This window comes from Sphingomonas piscis (genome assembly GCF_011300455.1).
Classification (GTDB): domain Bacteria; phylum Pseudomonadota; class Alphaproteobacteria; order Sphingomonadales; family Sphingomonadaceae; genus Sphingomicrobium; species Sphingomicrobium piscis.
Genome location: NZ_CP049869.1, coordinates 1072891 through 1097790, shown reverse-complemented (window position 1 = coordinate 1097790; position 24900 = coordinate 1072891). Strand labels below are relative to the sequence as shown.

23 protein-coding genes are annotated in these 24900 nt (G+C 64.7%); 15 read left to right on the top strand and 8 right to left on the bottom strand.

The window, feature by feature from the left end; translation table 11 throughout:
- Nucleotides 1-10 precede the first annotated feature (10 nt).
- From recN to ligA, 4 genes are read left to right on the top strand one after another with little or no spacing between them, the layout of a single operon-like run.
- On the top strand, nucleotides 11-1663 hold the full coding sequence (gene recN / locus G7077_RS05370; RefSeq protein ID WP_166410816.1) for a DNA repair protein RecN: 1653 nt from the start codon (nucleotides 11-13) through the stop codon (nucleotides 1661-1663).
- Nucleotides 1660-2172 (top strand): DUF1697 domain-containing protein, encoded by a 513-nt coding sequence (locus tag G7077_RS05365; protein WP_166410815.1) that lies wholly within the window; start codon nucleotides 1660-1662, stop codon nucleotides 2170-2172. The genes recN and G7077_RS05365 overlap by 4 nt, the downstream gene beginning before the upstream one ends.
- Nucleotides 2169-2885, top strand: coding sequence for a dienelactone hydrolase family protein (locus G7077_RS05360; RefSeq protein ID WP_166410814.1), 717 nt, complete (start codon nucleotides 2169-2171; stop codon nucleotides 2883-2885). The genes G7077_RS05365 and G7077_RS05360 overlap by 4 nt, the downstream gene beginning before the upstream one ends.
- Entirely contained in the window at nucleotides 2878-4911 is a 2034-nt protein-coding gene (ligA, locus tag G7077_RS05355; protein ID WP_166410813.1) for an NAD-dependent DNA ligase LigA, read from the top strand. Before G7077_RS05360 ends, ligA begins: the two co-directional genes overlap by 8 nt.
- Here ligA and G7077_RS05350 read toward each other — a convergent pair.
- The 5 genes from G7077_RS05350 to G7077_RS14085 are packed head-to-tail and all read right to left on the bottom strand — an operon-like array spanning nucleotide 4908 to nucleotide 9135.
- Nucleotides 4908-5327, bottom strand: a complete 420-nt coding sequence (locus tag G7077_RS05350) for a hypothetical protein (RefSeq protein ID WP_166410812.1) — start codon at nucleotides 5325-5327, stop codon at nucleotides 4908-4910. The genes ligA and G7077_RS05350 overlap by 4 nt on opposite strands.
- Nucleotides 5328-5366: 39 nt before the next feature.
- Nucleotides 5367-6248, bottom strand: a complete 882-nt coding sequence (locus tag G7077_RS05345) for a 50S ribosomal protein L11 methyltransferase (protein WP_246167407.1) — start codon at nucleotides 6246-6248, stop codon at nucleotides 5367-5369.
- Nucleotides 6245-7153: a subclass B3 metallo-beta-lactamase gene (bla, locus tag G7077_RS05340; RefSeq protein ID WP_166410811.1), complete on the bottom strand. Its 909-nt coding sequence runs from the start codon at nucleotides 7151-7153 to the stop codon at nucleotides 6245-6247. Before bla ends, G7077_RS05345 begins: the two co-directional genes overlap by 4 nt.
- Complete coding sequence (locus tag G7077_RS05335) at nucleotides 7143-7844, bottom strand: SDR family NAD(P)-dependent oxidoreductase (RefSeq protein WP_166410810.1); 702 nt, start codon at nucleotides 7842-7844, stop codon at nucleotides 7143-7145. Before G7077_RS05335 ends, bla begins: the two co-directional genes overlap by 11 nt.
- Before the next feature lie 37 nt (nucleotides 7845-7881).
- A complete protein-coding gene (locus G7077_RS14085) occupies nucleotides 7882-9135 on the bottom strand; it encodes a methyl-accepting chemotaxis protein (protein WP_246167405.1) in 1254 nt (417 codons plus the stop codon).
- A gap of 186 nt (nucleotides 9136-9321) precedes the next feature.
- On the opposite strand from G7077_RS14085, the gene sdhC reads away from it, so the two are divergent.
- From sdhC to G7077_RS05305, 5 genes are read left to right on the top strand one after another with little or no spacing between them, the layout of a single operon-like run.
- A complete protein-coding gene (gene sdhC, locus G7077_RS05325) occupies nucleotides 9322-9717 on the top strand; it encodes a succinate dehydrogenase, cytochrome b556 subunit (protein ID WP_166410809.1) in 396 nt (131 codons plus the stop codon).
- A complete protein-coding gene (gene sdhD / locus G7077_RS05320) occupies nucleotides 9714-10109 on the top strand; it encodes a succinate dehydrogenase, hydrophobic membrane anchor protein (protein WP_166410808.1) in 396 nt (131 codons plus the stop codon). The genes sdhC and sdhD overlap by 4 nt, the downstream gene beginning before the upstream one ends.
- Complete coding sequence (sdhA, locus tag G7077_RS05315; RefSeq protein ID WP_166410807.1) at nucleotides 10106-11905, top strand: succinate dehydrogenase flavoprotein subunit; 1800 nt, start codon at nucleotides 10106-10108, stop codon at nucleotides 11903-11905. The genes sdhD and sdhA overlap by 4 nt, the downstream gene beginning before the upstream one ends.
- A gap of 38 nt (nucleotides 11906-11943) precedes the next feature.
- The gene (locus tag G7077_RS05310; RefSeq protein ID WP_166410806.1) at nucleotides 11944-12246 is read left to right on the top strand and encodes a hypothetical protein; all 303 of its coding nucleotides are present in this window, start codon (nucleotides 11944-11946) and stop codon (nucleotides 12244-12246) included.
- Nucleotides 12247-12289: 43 nt separating this feature from the next.
- Nucleotides 12290-13150, top strand: coding sequence for an LOG family protein (locus tag G7077_RS05305; RefSeq protein WP_166410805.1), 861 nt, complete (start codon nucleotides 12290-12292; stop codon nucleotides 13148-13150).
- Between the two features lie 3 nt (nucleotides 13151-13153).
- Here G7077_RS05305 and G7077_RS05300 read toward each other — a convergent pair whose 3' ends face one another.
- Both G7077_RS05300 and G7077_RS05295 read right to left on the bottom strand, forming a co-directional pair.
- Complete coding sequence (locus G7077_RS05300) at nucleotides 13154-13855, bottom strand: c-type cytochrome (protein ID WP_166410804.1); 702 nt, start codon at nucleotides 13853-13855, stop codon at nucleotides 13154-13156.
- An 80-nt stretch (nucleotides 13856-13935) separates the two neighbouring features.
- Complete coding sequence (locus G7077_RS05295) at nucleotides 13936-14910, bottom strand: A/G-specific adenine glycosylase (RefSeq protein WP_246167403.1); 975 nt, start codon at nucleotides 14908-14910, stop codon at nucleotides 13936-13938.
- A gap of 53 nt (nucleotides 14911-14963) precedes the next feature.
- Between G7077_RS05295 and G7077_RS05290 the strand changes: the two genes are divergently transcribed.
- The 6 genes from G7077_RS05290 to G7077_RS05265 all read left to right on the top strand — a co-directional run bounded on the left by G7077_RS05290 (nucleotide 14964) and on the right by G7077_RS05265 (nucleotide 23438).
- The gene (locus tag G7077_RS05290) at nucleotides 14964-15512 is read left to right on the top strand and encodes a DUF721 domain-containing protein (protein ID WP_166410803.1); all 549 of its coding nucleotides are present in this window, start codon (nucleotides 14964-14966) and stop codon (nucleotides 15510-15512) included.
- Nucleotides 15509-16258, top strand: a complete 750-nt coding sequence (locus G7077_RS05285) for a thioredoxin domain-containing protein (RefSeq protein ID WP_206367700.1) — start codon at nucleotides 15509-15511, stop codon at nucleotides 16256-16258. The genes G7077_RS05290 and G7077_RS05285 overlap by 4 nt, the downstream gene beginning before the upstream one ends.
- A complete protein-coding gene (locus G7077_RS05280) occupies nucleotides 16255-16929 on the top strand; it encodes a thioredoxin domain-containing protein (protein WP_166410801.1) in 675 nt (224 codons plus the stop codon). The genes G7077_RS05285 and G7077_RS05280 overlap by 4 nt, the downstream gene beginning before the upstream one ends.
- Nucleotides 16930-16947: 18 nt before the next feature.
- Nucleotides 16948-20364: a chromosome segregation protein SMC gene (smc, locus tag G7077_RS05275; RefSeq protein ID WP_166410800.1), complete on the top strand. Its 3417-nt coding sequence runs from the start codon at nucleotides 16948-16950 to the stop codon at nucleotides 20362-20364.
- A 125-nt stretch (nucleotides 20365-20489) separates the two neighbouring features.
- Nucleotides 20490-22739 carry a TonB-dependent receptor gene (locus G7077_RS05270; protein ID WP_166410799.1) on the top strand — a complete coding sequence of 750 codons (2250 nt, stop codon included), beginning with the start codon at nucleotides 20490-20492 and terminating at the stop codon, nucleotides 22737-22739.
- A gap of 9 nt (nucleotides 22740-22748) precedes the next feature.
- Entirely contained in the window at nucleotides 22749-23438 is a 690-nt protein-coding gene (locus G7077_RS05265; protein WP_166410798.1) for a Fe2+-dependent dioxygenase, read from the top strand.
- Here the strand turns inward: G7077_RS05265 and G7077_RS05260 are convergent.
- Nucleotides 23435-24883 (bottom strand): UdgX family uracil-DNA binding protein, encoded by a 1449-nt coding sequence (locus tag G7077_RS05260; RefSeq protein ID WP_166412338.1) that lies wholly within the window; start codon nucleotides 24881-24883, stop codon nucleotides 23435-23437. The two genes, G7077_RS05265 and G7077_RS05260, sit on opposite strands and share 4 nt — an antisense overlap.
- Nucleotides 24884-24900 lie beyond the last annotated feature (17 nt).

Below are 24900 nucleotides of genomic sequence, written 5' to 3'. Positions count from 1 at the left end.
GGGCCGCTGAATGATCCGGCAGCTCGCCATTCGGGACGTGGTTCTGGTCGATCGGCTGGAGCTGGAGTTCGAGCCTGGGCTGTGCGCCCTGACCGGCGAGACCGGTGCCGGCAAGTCGATCCTTCTCGATGCGCTTGGGCTTGCTCTCGGCGCGCGCGCTGATAGCGGCCTGGTACGCAGCGGGCAGGAGCAGGCCAGCGTATCGGCGGAAATCGCGCTGGACGCCGGCCATCCCGCGCTTGTTGCGTTGGAAGATCAGGGGGTCGACTTGGACGCTGGCGAACCTCTGGTAATCCGGCGAACGTTGAAGGCCGATGGCGGAAGCCGCGCCTTCCTCGGCGGTTCCTCGGTGCCCGCATCCGTGCTTCGCGACATCGGAACGCTGGCGGTGGAGGTACACGGGCAACATGACGACCGCGGTCTTCTCAATCCGCGCGGCCACCGTGACCTGCTGGATGCCTTCGGACGCATCGATACGGCGCCGGTCGCATCGGCATGGGCGGAACTGACACGGATTGAGGGTGAACTCGCCGGTGCGCGGGCGCAGTCTGAAACCGCGGAGCGGGACCGCGACTATCTGACCCACGCCTGCGCCGAGATCGATGCGCTTGCACCTCAGCCGGGCGAGGAGGCCGAACTGGCCGAGCAGAGGGCATCGATGCAGGCTGGGCTGAAAGCCGGTGAGTCGCTGAGCGGCCTCGACGAACTGCTTGGCGGGTCTGACGGCGCACTGGCCCAGCTACGTCTAGCCGCGCGACGGATCGAGCGCGGGGCAGCGGATCACCCGTTGCTTGCCGATGCGCTTGCCGCCCTTGACCGCGCGCTGATCGAAGGTGCCGAGGCCGAGGACAAGCTTGCACGTGCGGCCGAGGCGCTCGCCTTCGACCCCGCTCGGCTGGAGACGATTGAAGCGCGGCTGTTCGACATTCGCGCGCTCGCCCGCAAGCATCGCGTTGAGCCGGACTCGCTTGCCGAGTTGGGGACCCGGATGTGCGAGCAACTGGCGGCGATCGAGCAGGGTGGCGAGCGGATCGGCAGTCTGGAACAGGCGCTTGAGGACGCAAAAGCGCGGTACAAGGCGCTCGCCGTCGAGCTTACGCAAGCCCGCAGTCAAGCGGCGGCGCGGCTCGACGCGGCAGTGTGCGAGGAGCTCAAGCCGCTCAAGTTGGACGCTGCGCGCTTTCACACCGCGATTGCGGCAGCCGAAGACGGAGCGGGCGGTGCGGACCGGGTGGAGTTCCAGGTATCGACCAACCCCGGCGCGCCATTCGGACCCCTGACCAAGATCGCCAGCGGCGGCGAACTGTCGCGCTTCATCCTGGCGCTCAAGGTGGCACTGGCGGAGGCGGGAAGCGCCGCGACCATGATTTTCGACGAAATCGATCGCGGCGTCGGCGGCGCGGTGGCAAGCGCGATCGGCGAGCGGCTCGCGCGACTTGCGGAGGATGCGCAGGTGCTGGTCGTGACTCACAGTCCGCAGGTGGCGGCGCGGGCGGCGTACCATTACCGGATCGAGAAATGCGATGCAGGCGAGGGCGTCCGTACCCGTGTACGGAAGCTTGGAAGCGATGAACGCCGGGAAGAGATCGCGCGGATGCTGTCGGGCGCGTTGGTGACTGATGAGGCGCGCGCTCAAGCCGGTCGTCTGCTGGACGCGGCATGACCGCATTTGTCGCGCTGCTGAGGGCGGTGAACGTTGGTGGCCGCAAGTTGATCATGCGCGAGCTGAAGGACATCGCGGTTGAACTCGGGCTGGGATCACCCCGGACCTTCATCGCCAGCGGCAACCTGCTGTTCACGAGCAAGGACAGCGAGGCAGAGTTGGCGGCGCGACTATCCGCTGCGATCGGCGACCATATTAAGGCGGAGGTTCCGGCACTGATCCGCTCCGCGGCAGAAATGGCGCAGGTCTCCCGCGACAATCCGTTCGCCGACCATCCGGGCAGCAAGGTGCTCGCGATCTTCCTCGAGCAAGCACCTGCACAAGACGCGCTTGCAGGTGTTACCAACGTTGAAGATGAATTGCTCGCGCTGGGCAGGCGCGAGATCTACGTGGCTTACCCGAGCGGAATGGCGCGATCGAAGATGAAGTTGCCAGCAGCCAAGGGTGGGACGGCGCGCAACATGAATAGCGTCGCCAAGATGGCGGCCATGCTGAGGGAAATGGAATGAGCGCCGAAAGCGCCGTCGAACAAAAGTTCGAAGACCAGCTCTTCGAACATGTGTTGGTGCCGAGGCGCGACCGGCAAAAACGGCCGGGCGTGATCCTGTTCCCGACCGTCATGGGTGTGTCTGACCTGGAGATTGGTTTCGGCCGCGAGCTCGTGCACCTGGGCTACACCGCCTTGGTGGCGGACGTGTTCGGCAAGAGCTTCCGCGGCGCCCCACGCGAGGTGATGGCCGAGGAGATGAACCGCCTGAGGGGCGACCGGGCGGTGCTCCGTCGGATCGTAGTTGCGGTGCTGGAGCAGGCGCGGACTTTGCCGGAAATCGATGGGACGCGGATCGCGGTCGCGGGCTACTGCTTCGGCGGCATGTGCGCTCTCGACCTTGCGCGCAGCGGCGCCGACATTGCGGGTGCGGCCAGTTTCCATGGCTTGTTCGATCCGCCTGGAATGGCGCCGCAACCCATCTCAGCGAAGGTCATCGCCTTCCACGGCTGGGACGATCCGTTGGTGACACCCGACAAAGTCGTGGCGCTAGGCCATGAGCTGACCGAGGCCGGGGCGGATTGGCAGATCCATGCCTATGGCCACACGGGTCACGCCTTCACCAATCCCAAGGCAACCGGGGCTATGCCCGGGATCCAGCATCAGCCGGTCTCCGCCGACCGCGCCTGGACGGCGTTCGTGAACTTTCTGGAAGAGCTCTGGGGCGATGCCTGAACCGACCGAGGCCGAAGCCGCCAACCGGCTGATGCGGCTGGCGAGGGAGATCGCCCGCCACGACCGCCTCTACCATGATCAGGACGCGCCTGAGATCAGCGATGCTGACTATGACGCGCTGGTTCGGGAGAACCGGGCGCTGGAGGAACAATTCCCGCAATTGGTGCGGAAGGACAGTCCCTCGCAGCGGCTTGGGGCGACTCCCTCGACCGCGCTGGCCAAGGTCGCACACGCACGACCGATGCTCAGCCTTGAGAATGCCTTCGGTGATGAGGAGGTGCAGGAGTTCGTCCGGCGAGTCCGGCGATTCCTGAGCCTGCCCGACGACGAGATCGTCGCGCTGACCGCCGAGCCGAAGATCGACGGCCTATCCTGCTCCCTGCGTTATGAAGCCGGGCACCTTGTGCTTGCTGCCACGCGGGGCGACGGCAGCGTCGGCGAAGACGTAACCGCCAATGTCCGCACCATCTCCGACATTCCGCAGGCAATCCCTGGCGCACCGGATGTGCTCGAAGTGCGCGGCGAGGTGTACATGTCGAAGGCGGACTTTGCCGCCCTGAACCAGCGGCAGGAAGCGAGCGGCGGCAAGATCTTCGCCAATCCGCGCAACGCCGCCGCTGGGTCCCTTCGGCAGAAGGACCCAGGCAACACGGCGGCGCGGCCATTGCGTTTCCTCGCGCACGGCTGGGGCGAGCTTTCGGCGCCGCTGAGCGAGTCGCAGTTCGAAGCCATGCGCCGGATCGCGGGCTTCGGCCTGCCCGTCTCTGACATGCTGGTGCGGGTAGATACGATCGACGCCCTGCTTGCCCATTATGCCGCCATCGAACATGCGCGAGCCGATCTGCCCTTCGACATCGACGGTGTGGTCTACAAGGTCGACCGGCTCGACTGGCAGGAGCGGCTCGGCCAGGTGGCGCGGGCTCCCCGATGGGGGCTGGCACACAAATTTCCGGCGGAGAAAGCGGAAACGACACTGGAGGCAATCGACATCCAGGTCGGCCGAACCGGCAAGCTGACGCCGGTCGGACGCCTGAAGCCGGTCGGCGTCGGCGGCGTGATGGTGTCCAACGTGACCCTTCACAACCGCGACGAGATCGCGCGGCTTGGTCTTCGAACTGGCGACCGGGTGCGGATACAGCGCGCCGGCGACGTCATCCCACAAGTGGTCGAGAACCTGACCCGTGGCGAATCGCGCGAGGCCTATGTCTTCCCAAGCGAATGCCCGCAGTGCGGCAGCGAGGCAGTAGCGGAGGAAGGCGAAGTCGACGTCCGCTGCACCGGCGGGCTCATCTGCCCGGCGCAGCGGTTCGAGCGCTTGCGACATTTCGTGTCGCGCGGCGCGCTGGATATCGAAGGGTTAGGCGAGAAGACCATTGCCGAATTCAGCGAGCTTGGGTGGCTTCACTCGCCGGCCGACATCTTTCGCTTGTCGCAGCATCGCGCCGACCTGCTCGGGCGCGAGGGGTGGAAGGAAAAGAGCGTCGACAATCTTCTCGCCGCTATTGAGGCGAAGCGAGCCCCTGATCCCGCGCGTTTTCTATTCGGCCTTGGCATCCGCCACATCGGCATCGTCACCGCTAAGGATCTGCTCCGCTGCTTCGGCACGGTAGAGGCGCTTCGTGATGCCGCAACTGGCGAGAACGGGCAGGCCGAGTTAGCGAGCGTCGAGGGTGTTGGGCCGATCGTCGCCGAAGCCTTGGTCGACTTCTTTCACGAGGAGCATAACCGCACCGCGCTCGACGACCTCCTTTCCGAAGTCCGCCCGCAGCCATTCCAGTCGCAGGCGAAGCAGACCGAATGGACCGGCAAGACCATCGTCTTCACCGGCAGCCTGGAGACGATGAGCCGTGACGAGGCAAAGGCGCAGGCGGAACGGTTGGGTGCGCGTGCGGCGGGTTCGGTCAGCGCGAAGACCGACTTGGTGGTGGCGGGACCAGGCGCTGGATCAAAGCTCAAGAAGGCGGAGGAGCTCGGCATTCGCGTGGCGACAGAAGCCGAATGGGCGCAGATCGTCGCCAAGGCTTAGGTGGGCGCTGTGGCGTCGTACCTTCTCCGAAGCAGGCAATCCAGAAGCGCCAGCGTCAAGCTGACCATCGCGCCCGTCATGATCCACCCGCGATCCGGCAATCGACTAACGACAAGAAGGTGAGCCACCACGTTGGCCGCAGCGCCTGCGAGGACGCCCGCCGCGACGGCAAAGCCCCTGACCCTCAAATTTCTTGCAAGTACCACTGCCCCGCCGCTGACCACCGCCGGGATGACCATCAAGACCACAAAGGCACCCAGGCCCTTGAATCCGGCAAGGGCAAGTAGCGGGATGAATAACAGCGGCATGATCAAGCTCGAAAGGCCGGCCTTTGGCAGGCCGACGTAGATCATTCCCAAAAAGGGGCCCACCGCTCCGAACAAGGCAAGCGTCGCGAGATCATTCTTGCGCAGCATCTGTGCGCATCGACTACGCCCTCGGTCCTTTCGCAATCACTAAGCGGAGGCTGGAGCCATCAACTGCAGGACCGGCCACTCGCCTTTGCCGCGGCTTTGCGATCGCAAGCCCTGCGTCTCGTAGGCTCTAACCACGGCGTCGACCTGGGTGTCGAGCAGACCCGCGAGAATAACCGTAGCACCTGGCGACAAAGCTTTTGCGAAGTCGGGCGCCAGATCGATCAGGGGGCCTGCCAGAATGTTAGCAATCAGGAGGTCGAATGGCGCCCGTGCGGCCAGCAGCGGCGAATCCATGCCGTCCGCAACCGCAACCAGCAGTTCGCCAGCATGCTGACCTACCTTCACGCGGTTGATTGCGGCATTGTCGCGGGTAACGTCGATGCTGATCGGGTCGATGTCAGTCGCAATGCACTTTGCCTCGGGCCAGAGCGCCAGACCGGCAAAGGCGAGGAGGCCCGTGCCCGTGCCGATATCGGCAATGTTTGCGAACCTGCAACCGTTGCGTTCCAGTGAATCTAGTGCTTCCATGCAGCCCTTGGTCGTCGCATGCTGACCCGTACCGAAAGCAAGGCCGGCGTCGATCTCGAAGTTAATCGCCCCGCCCAATGGCGCGTGGGTCGGCGTGTGGACGAAGAAGCGACCCGCGCGGATCGGCTCCAGGCCTTGCTGGCTCATCGTCACCCAATCCTGTTCGCCCAACGCCTCGAGCTGCGGCTGCGATGTGCCGAGCGATGCAAGGATTGCGAGTTCGCCGGTGCCGGGCTCATGATCGAAATAAGCATGGAGCAGCCAGTCGTCGGGCTTGGCCGGATCGGGCTCGTCGGCGACGAGCACCGGCGGATCGTCCGGCCACTCGATGTCGAGCTCCGGCGCCGACTCCGCCTGCGTGCGCGTGCAGTGAACGGTCGCGCGCCAGCTCACTTGGCTGCGGCTTCCTTGGCCAACCGTGCGTCGAGCGCCTTGGTCTTCGTTGCGGCATAATCCTTGCAGCCGTCGGCGTTCACCAGCGGTGCCTTGCCGCTCATCCGGTCCGGCATGTTGCTTGCCGACGGGTGCGGGGTCAGGACGATGTCGCAGTCCAGTGCCGCAATCTTGGCGATGCTTGAGCGAAAGGCGGCAACGAGCGGCGGATGGTCGCTGAAGCGGTAGGCATCGCTGCTGACCGGCGACAGGCTGTCGGCATAAACGGTTCGCCTGCAAATGCCGCCGTCGCAGCTTCCCCAGTGCCAGCTAAGCGCGCCTGCCGTGTGGCCGGGGGTCGCCACCGCTGTGAGCAGCAGGTTGCCGAGGCGAACCGTTCCGCCGTCGGCAATCACCCGACCGACCTGCACGGTCGGAAACGGCGCATGCATGCCGGCCTGCGGGTCTGCGGAATCCGCAACTCCGGTGGCGAGGACCTTGGCGGCCTCGCGTGAGGCGACGACCGTGGCGCCGGTCAGTTGCTGAAGCTTCGAAATGCCGCCGACGTGATCGTAATGTTCGTGGCTGTGGAGAATATATTTGACGTCGCTCAGCCGAAAACCGAGCTTGCGGATGTTCTCGGCAATCATCGGCGCGCCGCCGTCCGTGCCGCCGTCGATCAATATGTCGCCGTCGCTGCCCTTGATCAGCAGAGAGGTGATCCCGCAGGTGCCGACCATATAGGTGTTGGCGAACAATCTTACGGGCGGAGCCGGCTTCTCCCAATCGTCGGACCCGCCGCAGCGGTAGGCCCACAGCGGCCCAGCTCTTTCAATCGGCGCAACCGGCCGCTCGACGTTCTTCGGCTTGTCGAGCGGGATTGAGATTGGTTGAGCGAGGGCAAGCGCGGCGAGGCTAGCGAACATAAGAAGCTCCGTTTACGTCGATGGTCGTACCCGTAGCAGACGGTGGAGCATCGCAGGCGAGCCAACGAATTGTTTCCGCAATCTCGTCCGAGCCCGCAACGCGGCCGAGCGGAATATCGGCAAGCACCGGCTTGGCCGCTTCGGAGGCCAGGAACTCGTCGGTCATTTCCGTGTGCACAAAGCCGGGGGCGACCGCGTAAATATAGATACCCTTGTCGGCGTAGCCGCGCGCGATGCTCTTGGTCATCGCCTGCATCGCGCCCTTGGAAGCGGCGTAGTGCCAGTGCGCTGGTGAATCGCCACGGTGGGCCGCCCGACTGGACACATTCACGATCCGCCCGCCGCGTCCGCCCTTAAGGAAGTGCTGGATCGCAAGGCGCGAGAGGTCCGCCGCGGCCTGAAGGTTGACGGTCAGCGTGCGCTGCCAGGCGGCGTGCCAGTCGGCGTCCGACGCATCGTAAGCGATACCCTCGAAAATGCCCGCATTATTGATGAGCACGTCGATGCTGCCGAGACGGCCTGCGGCTTCCTCGAAGATGCGGCGCGGCGCTGACGGATCGGTCAGGTCGCCTGCGACAAGGTCGCCGCCACCCTTGGAGGAGTGGCCGACGACCCGGTGCCCTGCCTTGGAGAGGAGGGAGAAAGCGGCTGCGCCAATGCCGCGGCTGGCGCCAGTGATGAGGATGTTCATGCCCCCGACTACCGCTTGCGCGGGCCGGGGGAAGAAGTCAGGCGGCGCGCGCCGTCTGGCGGAACTCGGCCATATTCTCGCTGAAGCGGCCGAAGCCCTGTTCGACCTCGTCAATGTCCTTGGCGACATTTTCGGTGTCGCTGCGGATCGCGGCGATGGTCGAGCTCATCGAGTCGGCGGCGAGCGCCGTCTCGTCGACCGCGGCGGTGATCATGGTCACCGTCTGGGCCTGAAGCTCCATCGCCTGACGGATGCGGTCGGCCGAGGTCTGCACCTCTTCGACCGTGCCCTGGATCGAGCTGTTGGCGTCCACCGTCTGGCGAGTGGCCTGCTGGATCGCCGTGATCTTGGCCGTGATGTCGTCCGTTGCACGGGCGGTCTGTGACGCGAGGCTCTTCACTTCTTGCGCGACCACCGCGAAGCCGCGGCCCGCGTCGCCCGCACGTGCCGCCTCGATGGTGGCGTTGAGAGCGAGAAGGTTGGTCTGACCGGCGATGTCGCGGATCAGGCTGAGGATGGATTCGATCGCTTCCACGTGGGCGGACAATGCCTGGCTGACCTGCACGGCCTCGCTGGCCTGGTCGCCGGCGCGGGTGGCGACGCCTGCGGCGACTTCCACTTCCGAGCGAGCGTCCTCGATGGCGCGGATGAGGCCGGCGGCCGTTTGAGCGGCTTCGCGCATCGCGATCGCCGACTGTTCGGCGGCGGCGGCGACTTCGCTGGTCTTGCCCAGCATGCCTCGAGTCGAGGCGGCAGTGGCATGAGTACGCTCGCTCAGGGAACGAGTCTGCTCGATGCTGTTGCGGATGAGGTCGGCGACGCGGCGCTCGAAATCTCCATTGTCGCTGCCCGACGGGGCTGCCGCAGGCGCCGATGCAGCGCTGGAAGCGGCCGAGGTGGCGATGATCTCGCTCGCGAAGTTCACGACCTTGGCAAAGGTCTCGAACGCGCGGGCCTTGTCGGATCCTTCGAATTGGCTGCCGAGGCTCTCGAACACCTGGGCTGAAAAGCTAGCGCGGGCGACGGCGGCTTGCGGAAGCTTGGCGGCATTGCTGCCGAACTTGGCGCCGGCAAGCGCGATGCCGCGAACCCAGGTCTCGTCAACCGGGCTGGTGAAGATGTCGCGATAGAGTTCGGCGCCGGATGCACCCAGCGCGCTCTTCGCCGCACTTTCGATCACATCCTGAGATTCGCCCCACAACCAGGCAAGCTCCTCGGCGAAACGGCCGCCATCTGCATAGGCCGCGAGACGCGCGCTCACCTGCTCATCGTTCATCCGCTCAACGCCCATCGACACACTCCTCAAGTCGTCTGCCTCATGTCCCCGCAGACTTCGGGAGCGTCTTTGAACCGCAAATGGTTAAGGCGAAGTTAGGCGGGGCATCAAAACTTGCGTCCGTTTGGCGCCGCGCTTAAGCGGGCACCGGCCTTGCAAGCATCCTTCGCGAGCGCCTTTAGCAAAGAGGAAATGGGCCCGATGGCCGCGACCAAATCCCGACCTTTGTCGCCCCACCTGACGATCTGGCGCTGGGGCCCGCACATGGCGGTTTCCATCCTGCACCGGGTGACGGGCGGTGCGCTGACGGTTGCCGGACTCGCCCTGCTGGTCTGGTGGCTGATGGCGCTGGCCGGCGGTCCGGACTCCTATGGCAAGTTCGTGACGGCAGCTAAGCATCCGCTCGGCCTGGTGGTGCTGATCGGCCTGACGTGGGCATTTTTCCAGCACACGCTCTCGGGCATCCGCCACCTGATCATGGACAGCGGCAACGGTTTCGAGATCCAAGGTAACAAGAAGGGTGCTGTTGCGACCATCATCCTGTCGCTGCTGCTGACGGCGGCAGTGTGGGCATTCTTCCTTGGGAGGACCGCATGAGCGTTGGTGAAAGCGCCACTGCACTGGGTCGGGTTCGCGGGCTCGGCTCCGCACATCACGGCGGCAATCAGTGGATCCGCGAGCGGTTGAGCAGCATCGCGCTGCTGCTGCTCGGCTCATGGCTGCTGGCGTCCTTCATGTTCCTCCCGTCGCTCGACCAGCGCACGGTCGTTGAGTGGCTTCGGCTGCCGAGCGTTGCCGTTCCGATGGCGATCTTTATCGTGGTCAGCTTCGCGCACGGGCTCGACGGCATGAAGGTGGTGGTCGACGATTACGTGCATGAGCCGGGCAACAATTTCGCCCTCAATACCGTGTTGCTCTTCGCCGCTGTTGGCGGTGCAGGGCTGGCGCTCTTCGCATTGGCAAAGATCGCGTTTGGAGGACAGGCTTGAGCGCGTACCAGATCGTCGATCACATCTATGACGTGGTCGTTGTCGGCGCCGGCGGTGCCGGGCTGCGCGCCACCATGGGCTCGGCCGAAAAAGGTTTGAAGACGGCCTGTGTCACCAAGGTATTCCCAACCCGCAGTCACACAGTGGCGGCGCAGGGCGGGATCGCCGCAAGCCTCGGCAACATGGGTCCGGACCATTGGACCTGGCACATGTACGATACGGTCAAGGGCTCCGACTGGCTCGGCGACCAGGATGCGATCGAGTATCTGGTTCGTGAGGCACCTGCCGCAGTCTACGAGCTTGAACATGCGGGCATGCCGTTCAGCCGCACCAACGAGGGCAAGATCTATCAGCGCGCCTTTGGCGGCATGACGCAGAACATGGGCGAGGGACCGGCTGCCCAGCGGACCTGCGCCGCCGCCGACCGCACGGGCCACGCCATGCTTCACACGCTCTACCAGCAGAGCCTGAAGTATGATGCCGACTTCTTCATCGAATATTTCGCGCTCGACCTCATCATGGAAGGCGGCGAGTGCAAGGGTCTGCTGGCCCTCTCGCTTGATGATGGATCGATCCACCGGTTCCGCTCTCAAGCCGTTGTGCTTGCGACCGGCGGTTACGGGCGCTGCTATTTCTCGGCGACCTCCGCCCACACCTGCACCGGCGACGGCAATGCGATGGCGCTGCGCGCCGGCCTGCCGTTGCAGGACATGGAATTCGTTCAGTTTCACCCGACCGGCATCTACGGCGCGGGCGTGCTGATCACCGAGGGCGCGCGCGGCGAGGGCGGCTATCTGACCAATTCCCACGGCGAGCGCTTCATGGAGCGTTACGCTCCCTCGGCGAAAGACCTTGCCAGCCGCGACGTCGTGTCACGCTCCATGGCCATGGAGATCCGTGAGGGCCGCGGTGTCGGCGAGCACAAGGACCACATCTTCCTTCACCTCGACCACATCGATCCGAAGATCCTGGCCGAGCGGCTCCCGGGCATCACCGAGACGGCGATGACCTTCGCCGGCGTGGACATGACCCGCCAGCCGATCCCCGTAGTTCCGACAGTCCACTATAATATGGGCGGCATCCCGACCAACTATCACGGCGAAGTGGTGACACTGAAGGACGGCAACCCGGACGCCGTGGTGCCGGGCCTGTTCGCAGTCGGCGAAGCGGCCTGCGTCAGCGTCCACGGCGCCAACCGCCTCGGCTCCAACAGCCTCATTGACCTGGTAGTCTTCGGCCGCGCTGCGGGCCTCCGCCTTGCCGAGGTGATCAAGCCGGGTGGGCAACAGGCCTTGCTCGCCAAGGATTCTGCCGACCGTGCGCTGGAGCGTCTGGACCATTTCCGCCATGCCGATGGTGGCAGCCGAACCGCGGAGATCCGGCTGGAGATGCAGCGCACGATGCAAAAGGACTGCGCCGTGTTCCGGACGGAGCGCACGCTTGCGGAGGGTCAGGCGAACATCGACGCCATCTACAAGCGTATGGCCGACGTAAAGGTCAGCGATCGCAGCCTGATCTGGAACAGCGATCTGGTCGAGACACTGGAGCTCGACAATATGATCGGTCAGGCGGTGGTCACAATGCATTGCGCGGCCAACCGCAAGGAAAGCCGCGGCGCCCACATGCACGAGGACTTCCCTGAGCGGAACGACGGTGAGTGGATGAAGCACACCGTCGCCTGGTTCGACGGTTGGGGAGGCGGCGGCGGCAATGTCCGCATCGACTATCGCCCGGTGCACGAATTCACGCTCACCGACGAGGTTGGCTACATAAAGCCCAAGGCGCGGGTGTACTGAGCGGGAACTTACCTGCACGTTCGCGGCTTTGAGGAGCCATGAGCGAAATACTCGTCTGGACCATGTATCTGATCGGAGCCGCAGCTGCGTTTGCGTTGGTGCGGTATCGCGGTTGGCCGCTGACCTTGTCGATCCTGACGCCAAGCGTAGTGGGAACCCTCATCTATTATCTCGTCGTCGAGGAAATCGGGAAGGAAGCCAACGAGCCGTTCTGGCTGCGGATGGACCTGGCCCTGAACTTCAGTTTCTTCCTCATCTTCGCAGGCGCGGGCGCGGCGATCGGCATGTTCATTCGGGAGCGTACTGTACGTGGCACCGGAGATGCCGAGCTGGTTGATTGAGGTGGTTGGGGAACCTCTCAACCTCGGCTAGAGCCGCGGCGATATGACTGACGCAGCACCTCCAAAACGTATTTTCCCAACATCCAAGGTCGATGCAGAGGCAGCGAAGCATGTTCCTTCGTCGCCGCAGACCGAAAGCGCTGCTTACAAGCTGGCCTTTCAGGACAAGGAGTTTCTTCTTCGGGAGGACCTTCGTCCCGTTCGTTTCCAGCTCGAGCTGCTGAAGCCCGAGCTATTGCTCGATGAAGCGAATATCGCATCGACCTTCGTCTTCTACGGGTCGGCCCGCATCCCGGAGCCCGCCAAGGCGGACGCGCTGATCGCCGCAGCATCGTCGGATGAGCAGCGTGCGATTGCGGAACGGCTTAAGGACAAGTCGAAATATTACGATGTCGCACGCAAGCTCGCCCAGTTGGCAAGCGATTGCGATTGCGACGTGGATGGACAGCGGCACTTCGTCGTTTGCTCGGGCGGCGGACCGTCGATCATGGAGGCCGCCAACCGCGGTGCGCAGGACATGGGCAAGGAATCGATCGGATTGAACATCGTTCTTCCGCACGAGCAATTGCCGAACCCGTACGTCACTCCGGACCTAAGCTTCCAATTCCACTATTTCGCTTTGCGGAAGATGCACTTCCTGTTGCGCGCCCGGGCGCTTGCCGTTTTTCCGGGCGGGTTCGGGACGTTCGACGAGATGTTTGAGGTGCTGACCCTCATTCAGACCGGGAAGATCCGGCCGCTGCCGATCCTGCTGTTCGGCCGCGAGTTCTGGAACTCGGTCGTGAACTTCGACGCGCTCGCCGACGAAGGCGTGATCGCCCGTGCCGACCTCGACCTCATTCACTGGAGCGAGGATGCGGACGAGGCCTGGAGCTTCGTCCGCAACTATTACGAGATGAATTAAAGCCTAGTGCGAGGGACCGGCGCCGGGCTTCGCCTCGCCGCCGCTCTCGCCAGGCTTGAGGTCTATTGCCGGCTCGTTCTCTGCCTTCTGCGCACCGTCATTCGTCGCTGTGCCCGCCTGATTGGCGTCTGCGCCCTTTTCGACAGCCGCTCCGGCCGCCGGAGCAGCACCTTCGGCCGGCGCCGCCGGAAGCGGCAGCGGCGCATCGCTACGCGAGTTGAGGAAGGCGATGACGTTGGCCCGCTCCTCGGGATTGCTGAGGCCGGCGAAAGTCATCTTGGTGCCCGGCGCATATTTCTTAGGATTGGCGAGCCACTCGCTCATGGACGCCCAGTCCCACACACCGGGTTTGCTCTTCAACGCATCCGTATAGGCGAAGCCCGGGACATGGCCGTGCGGCTTGCCGAGGGCCCCGTAAAGGTTGGGGCCGAGCGCATTGGGCCCACCCTTATCGGCATTGTGGCAGGCAGCGCACTTCTTGAAGACGGTCTCGCCCTTGGCGACGTCAGCGGAGGCAAGATAGAATTCGATCGGCTTTTCGGCCTCGGCACCATCCGCGCCTTCTTCGACTACGCCCGCGATTGGATAGCCGCCTTCTTCAGGCGCTTCCGACTTGAAGAGTTCGTGCGTCACGACGCTGCCTCCAAGGGCAACGATACCGGCGAACAAAACCCAGCCCGCGATGGTGTTGAACTTATCGGTCATGAAGTCCCCGTTCGGCCGCGCCGAGCTTGGCAATTGGAAGTTTGGCCACGCCTTTAAGGGGCGATTGGCCCTTCATCAAGTCAGGCTGCGGCATCGAACAACGGTGTGGCCAGAGCGGCGCGTGCTGCCTTCAGGTACAAGGTCGGGAGACCCGCGCTATCGATGTCGTCGACAGGGTGCCACCAGCCATCGCCGACCGGTTCCGATGCGCTCACCAGATCGAGGTCGAGCGAGAAGTGGGTGAACACATGCCGGATGCGGGCAAGCGCGGGCCCATGCGGATGGGGCGTGTCCGTCCAATCCGGACCGGGAAGCGCGGCCATGCCGCCGAGAATGCCGTGGTCCGGCCGCCGCACCAGCCAGAGATGGTCGCCGCGGCGGGTCCACCAGGCAGTGCCGTGCCGATGAGGGCGATGCTTCCTGGCCTTTGGACGGGGGAATAACTCGGGCTGCCCTAGTGCAAAGGCGGTGCAGTCCGGGGCTAGGGGGCAGCGGCTGCAGAGCGGCTTGGCCGGACGGCAGATGGTTGCGCCAAGGTCCATCAGAGCCTGGGCAAAGTCCCCGGCGCGGTCGGTTGGGATCAGCGGCGTCATGACGTCACGGACCTGCGAATCCGTAGGCTGCTCCATGGCGAAGAGGCGGGCGGCGACACGGCGGATGTTCGTGTCGACAGGAAGCACCCGCTCCCCGAACGCGATCGCCGCGACCGCTGCGGACGTATATTCGCCAACTCCGGGAAGCTTGCGCAATTCCTCGGCCGTATTCGGAAGCGATCCGCGTGCAGCAATCTCCCTTGCGCAGGCGATGAGATTGCGCGCTCGGGCATAATAGCCGAGGCCCGCCCATTCCGACAGAATCGACTTATCGCTGGCGGCCGCCAAGTCCTCGATCGTCGGCCATCGCTCGATAAACCGGTTGAACCTTGGAGTCACCGTTGTGACGGTGGTCTGCTGCAGCATGACTTCGCTTAGCCAGACGCGGTAAGGATCCGGCGCGTTCGTTCCCGGCGCAGCGCGCCACGGTAGTGTCCGCGCCGTCCCCAGATAATGCTTCATTAGGCGATTTGCGGCATTGGCGCTCGGCATGGCCCATGGCATGACAGTTCGTCATGGCGAAGCAAAGGCCCGATGATTCTGAACGCAGCGGACGTGCGCGGCTTGCTGGCGACATCGTCGGCAAGGTCGGCGATGCGGCCTTTCGCCGATTTGGCTTCGTCCAAAGCAGTGTCGTCAGCCGTTGGCAGGAGATCGTCGGTGAACGCTACGCCAAAATCTCCTGTCCGGAATCGATCCGTTTTCCGCAAGGCCGGAGATCGGGCGGCGTTCTTACCCTGACCGTTGAAGGCGCCCACGCGCCCTTGCTCCAGCATATCGCGCCAATGGTGATCGAGCGGGTGAACCGCTTCTTCGGGCATGAGGCAGTCGATCGCATCGTCTTCAAGCAGGGGCGCGCACCGGCGCAGGCAGCACGGCCTGCTCGCCCTGGACCGGCACCGGTTCCCAAAGAGCTTGGCGAGGGCCTGCGGGAAATTGCCGATCCCGAGCTTCGCGCCTGCCTTGAGTCGCTGGCTTCAAAGATCGCTGCAACGACAGGGCCACCGGCCGTGAACGCGGAGACCGTCTCAATTCCCGTCATCAATCGGAGAACAATCAGTTGAAGAAGTCGCTGTTCCTTGTCGCAGTAGCAGCCATGCTGCCGCTCACGTCCTGCGGTTCCGACAAGCCGGCCGAAGGCAATGCCGGGGAAAGCAAGCCCGTAGCGGCGGTCAAAGCGCCGGCGAACGGCGACTGGAGTACAGTCGCCACTGCAACCACTGCTGGCGGATGGATGATGGGCAATCCGGAAGCGCCGGTGAAGCTGATCGAGATCGGGGCGCTGACCTGCCCGCATTGCCGCGAGTTCGATGAGACGGGCGTCCAGCCGCTGATCGATGGCTATGTGAAGACCGGCAAGATCAGCTGGGAGTTCCGGCCTTACCTGCTTAGCGGTCCCGACATTCCCGCGAACCTTATTGCCGGCTGTAACGGCGCACAGAGCTTCTTCCCGCTGATGCGCGCGCTCTACAAGGATCAAGCCGTCTGGATTGGAAAGCTGCAGTCGGCGCCGCAGGAAGAGCTGAACCAGCTTCAGTCGCTTCCGCCTGAGCAACAAATTGCCGCATTCGCTCGTCTGACCGGACTTCAGGATTGGGCGGCGATGCGCGGCGTTTCCCAAGCCAAGAGCAGTCAGTGTCTGGCCGATCAGCAGCGCGTCACCCAGCTCAGCCAGATCAGCAACGACGTGCAGAACAGCTTCCCCGACTTTCCGGGAACGCCCTCGTTTGTTCTAAATGGCAAGCTGCTTGAGAGGACCGGCACCTGGAAGGATCTGGAGCCCAAGCTGAAGGAAGCGATCGGCGGATGAGGCTGGTCCGGCTCTTTGCCTTTCTGCTCCTGGCGCTGCCGCTCGCTTCGGCGAACGCGGCGCCGAAGCTTTGGACCAGGGTGGTGGCGGCGACCTCGGAGGGCGGGTTCCGGATCGGCAATCCTGCCGCGAAGGTAAAGCTTGTCGAATATGGGTCGCTGACCTGCCCGCACTGCCGGGCATTCGACGAAGAGTCTTGGCTGCCGCTATCAGCTTTCGTCCGCAAGGGCACCGTTAGCTTTGAGTACCGCAACTACATTCTGAATGGTGTCGATGTCGCCGCGTCGCTGATCGCCCGGTGCAATGGTGCGGCATCCTTTTTCCCGACGGCGAGAGAACTTTACGCGACCCAGCCGCAATGGCTTGGCAAGATCCGCTCGATGTCCGAACAGGACCGGGCCGCGCTGCTGGCACTTCCTGACCAGGAACGTTCCGTGCGGATTGCCGAAGCCGCCGGCCTGGTCGCGATCGGGCAGAAGCATGGAGTGACGCCGGCGCGAGCACGCGCTTGCCTCACCAACCAAGCCGGTATGACCCGCCTTGACCAGCTTCATGATAGTGGTGCGGCAGATGGGGTGAACGGAACGCCGACCTTTTTCATCAACGGCAAGATGATCAGCGGGAAGACATGGCCGGAGGTCGCCGAGGCGATCAAGGCCGCGGGCGGATAAGGAGGGCCTGGGGGGCGAGTGAAGATCAAGCGACTGAAGCTTAGCGGCTTCAAAAGCTTCGTCGAACCTTCGGAGCTCCGGATCGAGCCGGGGCTGACTGGCATCGTTGGGCCCAATGGCTGCGGCAAGTCCAACCTTCTGGAAGCTCTTCGCTGGGCGATGGGCGAGGGCAGTCCCAAGTCGCTTCGCGGCGGCGGCATGGAAGATGTGATCTTCGCCGGCACGGCGACCCGCGCACCCCGCGACTTTGCCGAGGTGTCTATCCTCATCGAACGCGAGCCCACCGACAGCTCGATGGGCGGCGAGAGCGAAGTGACGCGCCGGATCGAGCGTGGGTCCGGATCCGCATACCGCCTCGACGGGCGAGACGTGCGGGCAAAGGACGTGGCCCTGTTGTTCGCGGATGCCGCCACCGGCGCTCATTCGCCGGCATTGGTCAGCCAGAACCGGATCGGCGCCGTGATCGCCGCCAAGCCGACCGAGCGACGGCAGATGCTCGAAGAAGCAGCCGGCATTTCCGGCCTGCACGCTCGCCGCAAGGATGCGGAGCAGAAGCTTCGCGCCACGGAGGCTAACCTTGCCCGATTGGCGGAGATCCTCAGTGAGCAGGAAGCGCGCACGGCAGCGTTGAAGAGGCAGGCGAGAGCGGCCGAGCGATACAAGCAGATCAGCGCGAAGATCCGCCTTGTGGAAGCGCGGCTGGTTCATGCTCGTTGGACCGAGGCCGACCGAGCGGCAGCGACGGCGACGGAAGAAGCGCGGGCAGCGGACCGGCAGGTCGCGGAGTTCCAGACCCAGGTGGAGCAGGCGCAGTCCGCTCAATTGCTTGCTGCTCGTGCGCTGAACGCCCGCCGAACCGAGTTGGTCGACGCGAGGGAAGCCGGGCACCGGCTGGCGCATCAGCTGGCGGCCGCCCGTGCGCGCCGCGATACCGTTGCGCGCCGACTGACAGAACTCGACCGCCTTGATCAGTCGCTCAACGCCGACATGGAGCGCGAACAGGCTCTGAAGAGCGACGCGCAGACCGCAATCGCGCAGCTTGAGGCGGAAGCTACGGCGCTTGCCCAGCGCCTCGAGAATGCGGAAGCGAGCGCGGCGCGGATTGCGGCGGAGCTGACCGATGCGGAGACGCGCTCTCGAGACGCGGAAGCCGCACTGGCCGACCTGCTGGCGCGCCAGGCAGCAATGCGCGCGGAGCGGCGAGTCGCAGAAGCGGCAGTCGAGGCGGCGCGGGGACAGCTGGCGCGGACGGAGGCGGAGAGGGCACGACTCGCGCAACAATTGGCGCAGCTCGGCGACGGATCGTCGTTCCAGGCGGCCCAGGCGGATGCGGAAGCGAGGGCGGAGCATGCCGCAAAGACTTCCGCTGCTGCGGAGGTGCAGCAGCAGGAGGCAGAAGAAGGCCGCGCGCGTGCGGCTGCAGCGCGTGACGCCGCGGAAAGCGATCTTGCGACCGCACGAGCCACCTTGGCATCGGCAAAGTCCGAACATGATGCGCTAGCCAGGGCGCTCGACAAGGGCGGCGCAGCGGTGATCGCCAGTCTATCGGCCGAGCCGGGTTTCGAGCATGCGCTTGCCGCTGCCCTCGGCGACGATGCCGACGCACCGATTGGGGCCGGCGGCATGCGCGGGTGGATAGGCTCGGCAATGGCCGCCAACGACCCTGCACTCCCGGGCGGCATCACTCCGCTTTCCGACCATGTCACTGCGCCGGCAGAGCTCACGAGACGGCTTCTGCAAGTCGGCGTTGTCGAAACCGACAATGGTGTGGACCTCGCGGTTGGCCAGCGGCTTGTGACCCGCGACGGCCGCATGCGGCGCTGGGATGGATTCGTCGCAACAGGTGTCGGGGCTGCAGCCGCGGAGCGCCTCGTTCGGCAGAATCGACTGGCGGAGTTGGCCCGTGAGCTACCCGCGCTGGAGCAGGCAGTCGACGCCGCCGCCGCAAGCCGCGAGCATGCGCTTCAGGAGGTCGAGCGATTTAGGAAGCTCGGCGAGACGGCGCGGGCTGCTGGCGCCGCTGCCGATGCCGAGGCCCGCGAGGCGGCGCGGGCAGTCGACAGCGCTGTTTCCGCGATCGAGCGACTGGCGGCGCAACGTAGCGGCCTGGAGCAGCGGCTTGCCGATCTCGATCCGGTATTGTCCGCGTCGCACGAGGCGCTGGAGAGCGCCGAGGCGTCGCTCCAGGCGCTACCGGACCCTGCGGTGCTCGAGAAGGAGGTCGGCGAGCGCCGCAGTTCTGCGACGGCGGCCGGCGCGGCGGTCGCCGACAAGCGGGCAGAGGCTGCAACCCGCGCGCGCGAAACGGCGGCCGATCGCGAGCGGCAGAGCGCCGCCCGCCGCGAAGAGGGCGAGTGGCGGCGACGGGATTCGGAAGCTGAGAAAAGAATAGCTGCCGCCGCGCAGCGCCGCGCCGATCAGGCCGACGAACGCCGCGCGCTTCAACAGGAACCCGAGGCACTCGACGAGGAGATCGCAAGCCTGGAGCGGGGAAGCGCCGAGGCCGAGGCGCTTGTTGCCAAGGCTGCCGACGCCGAACAGAGCGCCGACCGTGATGTCCAGGCTTCAGCCGTTGCGCTTGCCGCTGCCGGTGAGCGCGTGGCGGCCGCACGTGAGCAGCGCGCGGCGGCAACAGCGCGCGCCGAGGCCCAGCAGGCGCGAAGCGCCGAATATGCGCGCATCTGCCTGGAGCGTTTCGAATGCGTGCCGCAGCGGCTGCCGGTGCAACTTGGTTTCGATCCGGCGGAGGTGCGCGATTCGGACGCTGAATCGTCGGAACTGGAGCGGCTGACGGCGGAGCGGGAACGGATCGGACCCGTCAACCTCGTCGCGGAGAAGGAGCTTGCCGAGATCGAAGAAGCGCGCGGCAAGGGTACGGCCGAGGCAGAGGAACTGACAGAAGCGATACACCGGCTTCGCGGTTCGATCGGCAGCCTCAATCGGGAAGGCCGGGTCCGGCTGCTGGACGCCTATGAGAAGGTCAACGATCACTTCCGGCGCTTATTCACCACCCTGTTCGAAGGCGGTCAGGCCCATCTGGAGTTGGTCGAGAGCGACGATCCGCTGGAAGCCGGGCTCGAGATCATGGCCCAGCCGCCCGGCAAGCGGCTGTCGGCGCTGACGCTTCTATCCGGCGGCGAGCAGGCGCTGACGGCGGTGGCTTTGATCTTCGCTCTGTTCCTGACCAACCCGGCGCCTATCTGCGTTCTGGACGAAGTCGATGCGCCGCTGGACGATGCCAATGTCGAGCGCTTCTGCGACTTGCTCGCTCAGATGACGAGAGAGACCGACACGCGCTATCTCATCGTCACCCACAATGCAGTGACCATGAGCCGAATGCAGCGACTCTATGGTGTGACCATGATCGAAAAGGGCATCAGCCGGTTGGTGTCGGTCGACCTCGGCGGCGCCGAAACACTTCTCGCCGCAGAATAAATCCAACATCCTAAACTGCTTAGTGTTCGCTGCTTGCCGGGACGGTCGTTTCGAGCTTGCATCCTTATTGCGAATGATTATCAGCTGCTCCGAGTTAAGAGTGATTATCAATAGCAAGGGGTAGCATGTTTGATCGTCTTCAGCCGCGTACGGGCATCCGCTCGTACAGGAAGGCCGCCGTCGCACTCGCCGGATCCACAATGGCGTTGGGAACGGCAGCCCAAGCTCAGGATGGAGAGGCAACATCGAAGCCGATCTCGGTGGCAACGCTTGATGCCGCTTCGGCAACTGTCGCGGCGACGGAGGCTCCACGCGATGACATCGTCGTCACCGGCGAACGTTTTCGCATCAACACGCTGAACAGCCGGCTTCCCGACGTTCGGGATGCGCCGCAGTCGATCAGCATCATTCCGCGCGAAATCATCGAGCAGCAGGCAGCCTCCACGCTGAACGACGTGCTTCGGAACGTGTCGGGCATTAGCATGGCGGCGGGCGAGGGCGGCGGCGGCCCGGCGGGTGACAACCTTACGCTGCGCGGCTTCGGTGCGCGCAACGACATCTTTGTCGACGGCATTCGCGACTTCGCCGCTTACACGCGCGACACGTTCAACGTCGAACAGGTCGAAGTGGTGAAGGGTCCCGCCTCGGCGCAAACCGGCCGTGGCTCGACGGGCGGTTACATCAACCTGTTCTCCAAGCAGCCGAAGCTCGGCACCTTCGTCGGCGGCACCGTCGGGGTGGGTCTACCGGATTACAAGCGCATCACGGCCGACTTCAATGTCGGCGGCGAAGAGCTTGGCGTGGGCGCGGGCACGGCGCTTCGCCTGAACATGCTCTACCACAACGCAGACGCGCCCGGACGCGACTATGTGAAGACCAGGCGCTTCGGCATTGCGCCGTCAATCGCGGTCGGACTGGGAACGAAAACGCGGGCGATCCTCTCCTACTACCGCCTCGATGGGGACAATCAGCCCGATTACGGCATTCCGTTCGTCCCGGCGGCGAACACGGCAATCCCTGCGCAATATGATGATCGGCCCGCGCCGGTGGATTACGACAATTACTATGGCCTGACGAACCGCGATTACGAGAAGACGGCGGCGAACATCGCGACCTTCGCGCTGGAGCACGACCTGACGCCGGATATTCGCCTTGCGAATACGACGCGGTACGGCCGAGCGACGCGCGACTCTATTTACTCTTCCCCACGTTTCGTGGCGAACAACAGCACGCTGATTACGCCGCAGACCCAGTCGCGCGACATGCTCGACAAGATCCTGCTCAACCAATCCAATCTGTTCGCGAAATTCGACACCGGGACCATCCGCCATGACGCAATCGTCGGCCTGGAGATCTCAGAGGAGCGCAGCAGCAACCAGCTTCGGACCATCACGGGCGGAACTCCGACCGACCTGTTCGATCCCGATCCGACCCGCCCGTGGAATGGATCGGTGATCGACACGCCAGGCGATGTGGTCCGCGCGGAGGCCGACACCGTTGCGGTCTACGCCTTCAACACCGCGCACCTGGGCGAGCGCTTCCTGGTGACCGGCGGTCTTCGTTGGGAGCGTTACAAGAGCGACTTCACGCCTGCCCCGTCACAAATCGCCGCCAACCCGGCGACGACCGGACCCATTGCACGGACCGACAAGAACCTGACGTGGCGAGCGGGGGCGACCTACAAGCCGGTGCGTTCACTCAGCCTGTACGTCGGCGCCGGCACATCGGTGAACCCGTCGATCGAGAACATGACGCAAACGACGCCCAACAAGTCCTTGGACGAGCTCAAGCCGGAACGCAGCCGGACCTATGAAGTCGGCGCCAAGTGGGACGGCTTCCGTGGAAAGCTGCTGCTGACGACGGCGTTGTTCCGCACCGACAAGACCAACGCGCGCACGACCGAGCCCGGCGGGACCATCTTCGTCCTCGACGGCAAGCAGCGCGTCGACGGGTTCGAGTTCGGCGCGACCGGCCGGATCACCAAGAACTGGCAGGTGGTCGGCAGCTACACATATCTCGACAGCGAAATTCGCTCTTCCCAAGTTCCTGCCGAGGTCGGCAACCCGCTCGGCAATGTGCCCAAGCACAGCGGAACGCTTTGGAGCTTGTACACCCTGCCTCAAGGGGTGGAGGTCGGCGGCGGTGCGCGCTTTGTCAGCGAGCGTTTCACCAATTCCAACGGCGGCACGCGGCGTCGCGTCGATGGCTATTGGGTTGCCGACGCGACACTTGGCTACAAGGTGACGCGCAACGCGACGCTGCGGGCCAATGTCTTCAACATCTTCGACAAGCGCTATGCGGACCAAATCGGCGGCGGCCACTTCGTGCCCGGCCCAGGCCGCAGCGCCATCGCCACGCTCTCCTTCGGAATGTAAGGAGGCGCGATGCTCGTCGCCGTCCCTGCCGCACTCTCACCTGATCAACTCGTCGAAGTTCGCCGGCTGATCGGGGAGGGCGATTGGCAGGACGGCGGTGTCACCGCTGGGCGGCAGTCCGGATTGGTGAAGCGCAACCAGCAGTTGTCATCAGGCTGCGAGAAGGCCGCGGCGGCACGCACCATCATTCTAGACGCCCTCGCAGCAAACGGCTTGTTCATGTCGGCGGCCCTGCCGCAGAGCATCTTCCCGCCCCTATTCAATCGCTACGAGGCGGCGGCGGGGCACCGGTTCGGCAACCACGTCGACAATGCCATTCGCTACCTCCCGGACGGATGTGGCAAGATCCGCACTGACCTGTCGTCCACCCTCTTTCTCAGCGATCCCGACGATTATGACGGCGGCGAACTGGTGATCGAAGACAGCTACGGCGCGCATGAGGTGAAGCTCGCCGCGGGCGACATGATCCTTTATCCCGCAACCTCCCTCCACCGTGTCGAACCGGTGACGCGCGGGGAGCGGCTGGCGAGTTTCTTTTGGATCCAGTCGATGGTCCGTGACGACGGCCAACGAACCCTTCTCCTCGACATGGACGCCGCCATCCGCACCCTTGCCGCCCAACTGGGCGACGACGACCTGGCGGTCGTCTCTCTCACGGGCACCTACCACAATCTGCTCCGCCGCTGGGCGGACACTTAGGAGACGAGTTCCGCCGCGCGGGTCCGGATCTGCTTCAAATCTTCGACAAAGCGGGCGCGTTCGTCGTGGCGGCGGTCTTCTTCCGGGATGCGGAGGAGGAAGCTGGGGTGCACGGTGACCCAGCATTCACTCCCGTCGGCGAGCGCAAGCGGGGACCCGCGGACCTTGCTGATCGTCACCGTCTTGCCGGTCAGCGAGCGGGCCGCGGTGGCGCCGAGCGCAACGGTGAGCGGTGGCTTGATGAGACCACGCTCCTGCTCTTGCCACCAGCGGCAGGCATCGACTTCATAGCCGTTTGGCTTGGAGTGAATGCGCTTCTTTCCGCGCTGCTCGAACTTGAAATGTTTGACCGCGTTGGTGACATAGGTGGTGCTTCGGTCGATGCCCGCCGCCTGGAGCGAGGCGTCGAACAGCTGGCCCGCGGGACCGACGAAGGGCCGTCCGGCAAGGTCCTCCTGGTCGCCCGGCTGCTCGCCGACGAACAGGATGGTGGCGTCGAGCGGACCCTCCCCGAACACCGTTTGCGTGCCGCACTTATAGAGGTCGCAGCGGGTGCAGCCGCGCGCTTCCTCCATCAACGCTTCCCAAGCCTTGCGGACGTTGCTCCCCGGCTCCAGCCGCCGCTCGGCCGCCAGCGCCTCGCGCTCGCCAGCTGCTGCAACCTCCTTCGCCTCACGTGACTTGGTAATCATCTCCGCCTCCCTCGCCTGTGCACCGGCGATCAGCGGCTGAACGAGCGCGGTCTCAGGCATGTTGCGCCAATATTTCTTCGGCATCTCCTTCAGCATCGCGCCGATCTTCAGGCGCGCCGGGTTGAAGATGGAAGCGCAATAGGTCTTCCACATGTCCTCGAGCGGATCGCCCGACGGTGCCTCCGACCGCTGCGCGCCAGGACCCTCGGTAAGCGTCTCGCCATCCCAGTGAACCGACAGTTCGGGCGTCAGTATCGACCAGCGCATGTTGGTGAAGCGCCGGACGAAGAAGCCGCTCGCAGCTCGGACGATATGATGGTCGGGCTCGAAGAAGGAGACGAAGCGAACGCTTCCGTCCGGCTGCTCCACTTCGCGGAAGCGGACGAATGCGTGCATCTTGTGGATGTCGCGGCGGACCTCTTTGGCGAGCTTCTGCAGGCGCCGCACGAGCGGGTCGGCCGCGTCCTCGATCGCGCGTCGATCCTGGCGGAGGCGAAACAGCAACTCGTACAGCAGCGCGAAGCGTTCCGGGTCCGAGTGGCAGATCGCGGATTTGGCGAGATCGAAGAAAGCGCGGGGAACGGCGAAGCTCGGTGCCGCGGTTGCGGGCGCCGGCACGGCGAACAAATCTTGCGCCCCGCCTTCCACCTCCCAAACGACCTGCTCGGGCCGGACCTCCGCTTCCGCGAGGCTTCGCGCCGCATCACGCCAGCCCTCAAGGTCGTCGGGCGCGGAAAGCCGCACCTGACGCAACTCGGCAGCCGACACGC

What these genes read in the sequence shown, in the direction of transcription:
- recN (WP_166410816.1), top strand. Translation starts at nt 11, where the DNA reads ATGATCCGGCAGCTCGCCATTCGGGACGTGGTTCTGGTCGATCGGCTG.
- G7077_RS05365 (WP_166410815.1), top strand. Translation starts at nt 1,660, where the DNA reads ATGACCGCATTTGTCGCGCTGCTGAGGGCGGTGAACGTTGGTGGCCGC.
- G7077_RS05360 (WP_166410814.1), top strand. Translation starts at nt 2,169, where the DNA reads ATGAGCGCCGAAAGCGCCGTCGAACAAAAGTTCGAAGACCAGCTCTTC.
- ligA (WP_166410813.1), top strand. Translation starts at nt 2,878, where the DNA reads ATGCCTGAACCGACCGAGGCCGAAGCCGCCAACCGGCTGATGCGGCTG.
- G7077_RS05350 (WP_166410812.1), bottom strand. Translation starts at nt 5,327, where the DNA reads ATGCTGCGCAAGAATGATCTCGCGACGCTTGCCTTGTTCGGAGCGGTG.
- bla (WP_166410811.1), bottom strand. Translation starts at nt 7,153, where the DNA reads ATGTTCGCTAGCCTCGCCGCGCTTGCCCTCGCTCAACCAATCTCAATC.
- G7077_RS05335 (WP_166410810.1), bottom strand. Translation starts at nt 7,844, where the DNA reads ATGAACATCCTCATCACTGGCGCCAGCCGCGGCATTGGCGCAGCCGCT.
- G7077_RS14085 (WP_246167405.1), bottom strand. Translation starts at nt 9,135, where the DNA reads ATGGGCGTTGAGCGGATGAACGATGAGCAGGTGAGCGCGCGTCTCGCG.
- sdhC (WP_166410809.1), top strand. Translation starts at nt 9,322, where the DNA reads ATGGCCGCGACCAAATCCCGACCTTTGTCGCCCCACCTGACGATCTGG.
- sdhD (WP_166410808.1), top strand. Translation starts at nt 9,714, where the DNA reads ATGAGCGTTGGTGAAAGCGCCACTGCACTGGGTCGGGTTCGCGGGCTC.
- G7077_RS05310 (WP_166410806.1), top strand. Translation starts at nt 11,944, where the DNA reads ATGAGCGAAATACTCGTCTGGACCATGTATCTGATCGGAGCCGCAGCT.
- G7077_RS05305 (WP_166410805.1), top strand. Translation starts at nt 12,290, where the DNA reads ATGACTGACGCAGCACCTCCAAAACGTATTTTCCCAACATCCAAGGTC.
- G7077_RS05300 (WP_166410804.1), bottom strand. Translation starts at nt 13,855, where the DNA reads ATGACCGATAAGTTCAACACCATCGCGGGCTGGGTTTTGTTCGCCGGT.
- G7077_RS05295 (WP_246167403.1), bottom strand. Translation starts at nt 14,910, where the DNA reads ATGAAGCATTATCTGGGGACGGCGCGGACACTACCGTGGCGCGCTGCG.
- G7077_RS05290 (WP_166410803.1), top strand. Translation starts at nt 14,964, where the DNA reads ATGGCGAAGCAAAGGCCCGATGATTCTGAACGCAGCGGACGTGCGCGG.
- G7077_RS05280 (WP_166410801.1), top strand. Translation starts at nt 16,255, where the DNA reads ATGAGGCTGGTCCGGCTCTTTGCCTTTCTGCTCCTGGCGCTGCCGCTC.
- G7077_RS05270 (WP_166410799.1), top strand. Translation starts at nt 20,490, where the DNA reads ATGTTTGATCGTCTTCAGCCGCGTACGGGCATCCGCTCGTACAGGAAG.
- G7077_RS05265 (WP_166410798.1), top strand. Translation starts at nt 22,749, where the DNA reads ATGCTCGTCGCCGTCCCTGCCGCACTCTCACCTGATCAACTCGTCGAA.